General features: G+C 75.5%; 6 protein-coding genes. 1 reads left to right on the top strand and 5 read right to left on the bottom strand.

All coding sequences use genetic code 11. The features are described from left to right. The coding region (gene cobC, locus ABZ641_RS25190; RefSeq protein WP_359985140.1) for an Rv2231c family pyridoxal phosphate-dependent protein CobC at positions 1-846 on the top strand (846 nt) is incomplete at its 5' end. Here the strand turns inward: cobC and ABZ641_RS25195 are convergent. From ABZ641_RS25195 to ABZ641_RS25215, 5 genes are all read right to left on the bottom strand, one after another. Beyond that, positions 833-1,636 (bottom strand): MOSC domain-containing protein, encoded by an 804-nt coding sequence (locus ABZ641_RS25195; RefSeq protein ID WP_344621967.1) that lies wholly within the window; start codon positions 1,634-1,636, stop codon positions 833-835. The genes cobC and ABZ641_RS25195 overlap by 14 nt on opposite strands. An 11-nt stretch (positions 1,637-1,647) precedes the next feature. After that, complete coding sequence (locus ABZ641_RS25200; RefSeq protein WP_344621968.1) at positions 1,648-2,211, bottom strand: hypothetical protein; 564 nt, start codon at positions 2,209-2,211, stop codon at positions 1,648-1,650. Between the two features lie 130 nt (positions 2,212-2,341). Beyond that, a complete protein-coding gene (dacB, locus tag ABZ641_RS25205) occupies positions 2,342-3,931 on the bottom strand; it encodes a D-alanyl-D-alanine carboxypeptidase/D-alanyl-D-alanine-endopeptidase (protein WP_344621969.1) in 1,590 nt (529 codons plus the stop codon). A 168-nt stretch (positions 3,932-4,099) separates the two neighbouring features. Beyond that, entirely contained in the window at positions 4,100-4,834 is a 735-nt protein-coding gene (locus tag ABZ641_RS25210; protein ID WP_359985144.1) for a polyprenol monophosphomannose synthase, read from the bottom strand. Between the two features lie 96 nt (positions 4,835-4,930). Continuing rightward, positions 4,931-5,191 (bottom strand): M48 family metalloprotease (locus tag ABZ641_RS25215; protein WP_359985147.1); only part of this gene is annotated, 261 nt, incomplete at its 5' end.

Below are 5,191 nucleotides of genomic sequence, written 5' to 3' on the forward strand. Positions count from 1 at the left end.
GCCGGCGTGCGCGTAGTGCCGGACGACGTCCTTGCCGAAGGCCTCGGTGGCGGCCTCGCTCGCCTCGTCCCGCAGTTCACCGAGCCGGAGGCCGCACTGCGGGACGCCGGGCACACCGTGCACCGGGCGGTGCTGCGCGCCGGGGACGGCTTCCGGCTGACGCCCGGCGCGGTGCCCGAGGAGGCCGACCTGGTGGTGATCGGCAACCCCACCAACCCGACCTCCGTGCTGCACCCCGCCGCGGACGTCGCCGCGCTCGCCCGCCCCGGCCGCACCCTGGTGGTCGACGAGGCCTTCATGGACACCGTCCCGGGCGAGAGCGCCGCCCTCGCCGACGTGCGCGGCCTGCCGGGCCGGGTGGTCGTGCTGCGCAGCCTCACCAAGACCTGGGGCCTGGCCGGGCTGCGGATCGGCTACGTGCTCGGCCCGGCGGAGCTGATCGCCGAACTCGCCGCCGCCCAGCCGCTCTGGCCGGTCTCCACCCCGGCGCTGGCGGCCGCCGAGGTCTGCTCGGCACCGGCCGCGCTCGCCGAGGCCGAGGAGGCCGCCCACGAGCTGGCCGCGCACCGGGCGCACCTGCTGGCGGGCCTGCGCGGCGTCCCCGGCGTGCGGGTGCACGGCACCCCGGCGTCCTCGTTCCTGCTGGTGGAGCTGGCCGGCGCGGCCGCGGTGCGGGAGCGGCTGCGGGAGGCCGGGTTCGCGGTGCGGCGCGGCGACACCTTCCCCGGCCTGGGGCCGGACTGGCTGCGGATCGCCGTCCGGGACCCGGCCACCGGAGACCGCTTCCTCGCCGCGCTGGCCGCCGCCGTCGGCGCCCCGCCCGCCCGCCCGGTCACCGCAGGCTGACGGCGTCCCCGCGGCGGACGGTGCCACCCGCCAGCACCCGCGCGTACACCCCGGCGCAGGGCATCGGGCCCGTGCCGGGCAGCGGCTCCACCCGGTTCAGCCGGGCGGCCGCGCGCAGCGCCTCGAGGTCGCGCGGCAGCGCGCCGTGCGCCAGGGTCGGGACGGCGCAGCGCGGGGTCGCCGCCAGCACCTCCAGCCGGACGCCGTCGCCGATCCGCAGCTCGCGGCCGACCCAGCCGTTCTCCGGGAAGCCGCGCCGCCCCGGGGTGTCGACCACCAGGTTGGGCCGGTAGCGGGCCGCCGCGACCGGCCCGCCGGTGCCGGTGCCCTCGCCGAGCGCCGCCAGCGTCGCGGTGCTGACCAGGTGGACGGGTGCGAAGTCGAAGAACGTCCCGGGCGGCGCCGCACTGCCGAGGACGTGCACGGTGGACGTCACCTCGGCGTCCGCGCCGCGGTCGAGCACCTCCTCGGGGACGCTGCGCTCCAGCTCGGCGCCGGGCGGCGGCACGTCGACGGCCCGTACCTCCCGGCCGAGCAGCGCGGTGAGCCCCGCCTCGTCCAACTCCCGTCCGTCGGCGGCGAGCAGGCGGATCCCGTGCGGGGTGGTGCGGGCGGTGACGGTCAGCAGGGCGCGCCACAGCCGCGGGTTCTTGGCGCTGACCACGCGGCCGGTGGCGGTGTCGAGCAGGGCGCGGACCCGGTCGCCGTCGAGGCCGCGCCCGGTGATCCGCGCATGGGCGATCTCCTCGCCGAGCGCGGACTTCAGGGGGTGGCGGTGCAGGCTGCGCACCGTCCCGGCGGTCACCGGCCGGCCGCCGGAAGCTGCTCGGCCCAGTGGGCGAGGGCCGCGAAGTCCGCGGCCCGCAGGCCGTACCGGTGGTCGATCAGCAGGGTCAGCGCCGGAGCGGGGTGGTGGGCGGTGATCCAGGCGGTGTCCTGCGGTTCGATCTCGTCGTCCACCCAGGCGAACGGCCGGCCGGCGGCCCACTCGGTCAGGTACCGGGTCTTCCAGTGCAGCCCGTCGGGGTCGCCGTGGTGCATCCGCGGCCAGCGGACGAAGGGCAGCCGGGGCAGGCCGATCGGCGGCCCGATCCACTCGTTGGCCTCGTCCTGCCAGGTGGTGCACCAGACGAGCCGGTACGGCAGGGCGAGCAGGGCCGGTCCGTGCCCGGGGTGCAGCCACAGCCGCAGCGGCTTCACGCGGGCCGGCGGTGTGTCGCGGTGCCGTTCCAGCCAGGAGGCGGGCTTCACCCGGTGGGTGAGGTAGCCCTCGGGCCGGCGCTGCGGCTTCGCCCGGTACGGGTTGAGCGGCCCGTCCACGTCCAGCAGCAGCAACGGCCGCCCGTCGTCGTCCGGTCGTTCCACGACCCCTCCCCCGTACCGCGGTGTCCGCCGCATTGTCGTCGGGGGCTGTGCCGCCGGGCCACCGGGTTTCGGCGGGCACGCCGCGGGGCGCGGACGGCCGTGCCGTCCGCGGCCCGGTGGTGGCGGTCCGTCAGTGGTGCGGGTGGCGGGCGGCCTGCTGCTGGAGGAGGGCGGCGACGTTCGTGACGTCGTCGATGACCTCCAGGAAGTCGTCGAAGTCGGCGGCCTGGGTGTTGTTGACGCCGGCGAAGAAGGTGTGGAGCCGGCCGTTGCCCGCGTCCAGGTAGCCGGCGACGGTCTCCGCGCCGACGGCGAGCTGCTGGTTGAGGTAGTCGAAGCCGGCGACGGTGCCGGTCTTCGCCCAGACCTTGCCCTTGGCCGGGCAGTCCGTGCAGTTGTCGGCGAGGGTGCCGTCGACGCCGAGGATCGGCAGGGCGTTGCGGAAGGTGTCCGCCTCGGGGGTGCGCAGCCAGTACGCGAGGATCTGGTTGATCGCGACGGGCGTGACCCGGTCGACGGGGTCGCCGCCGCGGCCGTCGGCGAGCTGGACCTGGGTGAGGTCGACGCCGGCCCGCTCCAGGAAGGCCCGCAGCACGGGGAAGCCGTCCAGGCAGTCGTGGCTGCCGGCGGAGACGGCCATCAGGCAGATCCCCAGGTTGGCGCCGAGGTTGTGGCTGACCTTGAGGATGAGCCGGGTGTACTGCTCGAACGGCGGGGAGACGTAGGCGGCGACCCGGGAGCCCGCGGGGTACGAGGCGGGCAGCAGGTCCACCGGGTTGGGGCCGACCGGGCGGGCGCCGACCGTGACGCCGGCCCGGGCGAGCGCCTCGATCAGGGCGGTGCGGGCGAACGCGTTCGGGTCCTGGACGTGCGAGATCCGCAGCACCGGGGCGGCGTCGGCGGCGATGGTGCCGGAGAGGGTGATCCGGGTGCCGTCCGGGTCGGCGGACACCTGGATGTCGGTGGTGCCGCCGGCCGGGACGGTCCGCACGTCCGAGGTGACCTGGTACGGGGCGACCTGCGGCCGCCAGAACAGCTGCGCGGTCTGCCCGGGGGCGGTCGGGGTGGTGAGCAGGTCGATGACGTTGTCGTTGACGATCATCGGGGTGGGCGCCGGGTCGAGCGGCGGCCCGGCGGTGAACAGCCGCGGGTCGACGACGACGTTGCCGCGGACCTGGGTGATGCCGGCCGAACGGACCTGCTGCGCGATGGAGTCGAGGCCGGCCAGCGGGTCCTCCGGGGTGAGCGTGGCACCCGGGACGTCGTTGGCGTAGGTGTGGTCGACGGGCGTGTAGGAGACCTGGCCGTCCGGCGCGGTCCGCCCGCCCATGGTCAGGTCGCCCTGCGCGACCATCGCCAGGTTGCCGGTGAGGACGGAGCCGGAGCGGTTGCCCAGCGCGTTGACCGGGGTGGTGAAGCGGTGGTCGCCGCCGAGCGTGTCCCAGACGCCGGAGACGCTCATCAGCTTGGCGACCGATCCGGGGATGAAGAACTTGCCGCCCTGCAGGTCGTGGATCGTCCGGCCGGTCTGCGGGTCCTGCTCCAGGATGCCCCACTGGGAGTGCTGGTACCGCGGCTTGTCCAGGATCGCGGAGATCGCGGGGCCGAGGTCCTGGCGCGGTCCCTTCTGCGGGGCGGCCGCACCGGTGGTCGCGGTGACGCCGACCAGCACGGCGCCGATGCCGGCCCACACCCGCCGGCTCCGGGTCTTCACTCGCATGCGTTCAACCGTTCGGGAGTCGGAAGCCCGGTCGTACCCGGCCTTACCGACGCAGCATAGGAACGCGGAGGGGCGCGATCCGGCCGACACCGCTGCACGGTGACGGCACGTCACCCGCGCGGCGGGGGCCGGGGTGCTCCCCCGGCCGGCCGCCGCGGCGGGGGCCGGTCAGCGGCGTCCGGCGAACAGCAGCTTCCACGGCGCGAGCGCCGACTCGACCTGGACGCCGAAGCTCATCTTGGAGGCGCCCTTGACCCGCTCCTCGAACCGGATCGGCACCTCCGCGATCCGCAGGCCTCGGCGGACGGTGCGGTGGTTCATCTCGACCTGGAAGGAGTAGCCGTTGCTGTGCACCGACTGCAGGTCGATCGCCCGCAGGGTGTCCGCCTTCCACGCCTTGAAGCCGGCGGTGGCGTCCTTGACGTGCAGCCGCAGGATCGCGTTGACGTAGAAGTTGGCCCAGGCGGAGAGCGCCTTGCGGTGCCACGGCCACTCGGCGGCGGTCGAGCCGCCCGGCACGTAACGGGAGCCGAGCACCACCGCGGCGTCGCCGGAGAGCAGGGTCTCGACCATGACCGGGAGGACGGCGGCGGGGTGCGACAGGTCGGCGTCCATCTGCACGACCACGTCGGCGCCCTCGTCGAGCGCCCGGCTCATGCCGGCGACGTAGGCGCGGCCGAGACCGTCCTTGTCGGTGCGGTGCAGCACGCCGACGGTGTCCGGCGACCCGGCGGCCAGCTTGTCGGCGACCTCACCGGTGCCGTCCGGCGAGTTGTCGTCGACGACCAGCACGTGCAGGTCGGGCATCCCCAGGTCGGCGAGCAGGCCGACGATGACCGGCAGGTTCTCCCGTTCGTTGTACGTGGGCACGACGACGACGACCTTGGGGGAAGGGTCCACCATGAATCAGAGTCCTTGTTCGATACGTTCCGTGACGACTCCTGCGAGTCTACGGCCGCGGCCGTGGACGCCGGCACGGCAGTCGGCGGCGCCCGGTCCTCAGCCGGCCGGGGGTGCCGCGGCCGGCGGCGCGGCGGCCGGGCGCCAGGCGCGGGCGGCGGCGATCCGGCGGGTGGCACTGGGGTGGGTGCCGAAGAGCAGCACCAGCAGGCGCGGCGGGTCGACGTCGGACACGTTGGCCACCGCGAGGCGGCGCTGCATCGCGATGAACTGCTCCGGGTCGTCGGTGAGTTCGAGGGCGTGCCGGTCCGCGCGGGCCTCGATGCGGCGGCTGGCGGCGGCCTGCAGCGGGCCGGTCGC

This window comes from Kitasatospora sp. NPDC007106, assembly GCF_040634455.1.
In the GTDB taxonomy this organism is placed as follows: Bacteria; Actinomycetota; Actinomycetes; order Streptomycetales; family Streptomycetaceae; genus Kitasatospora; species Kitasatospora arboriphila.